Source organism: Mesorhizobium sp. M7A.F.Ca.MR.148.00.0.0 (genome assembly GCF_003997735.1).
In the GTDB taxonomy this organism is placed as follows: Bacteria; Pseudomonadota; Alphaproteobacteria; order Rhizobiales; family Rhizobiaceae; genus Mesorhizobium.
On the sequence record NZ_RZTB01000687.1, the window covers coordinates 1 to 238 of the forward strand.

A 238-nucleotide genomic window follows, 5' to 3' on the forward strand; every position below is an offset into this window, starting at 1 on the left:
ATTTCCGGCGCCGTCTTTCCCTGCAGCAACGCGTCATGCACCGGCTGCAGCACGTCGAGCATGGTTTTTTGTCCAACCTGCGACTTGCCCCGTGCTGCCACCGCTTCGATCGCCTTGCCGAACGCCGCCGTCAGATTGGCGCGATCAGGCGCCGCTGAAATCTCCTTGCCGAGTGCCAGGAAAAGGGTGCCGAATAGCGGGCCGGAGGCGCCGCCGACCGTCATCACCAGCTTGGTGC

Annotated in this window: 1 protein-coding gene; it reads right to left on the reverse strand. The window is 64.3% G+C overall.

Annotated elements, in window-relative coordinates; all coding sequences use genetic code 11:
- Positions 1-238 (reverse strand): DAK2 domain-containing protein (locus EOB49_RS35845; protein ID WP_127383582.1); only part of this gene is annotated, 238 nt, incomplete at both ends.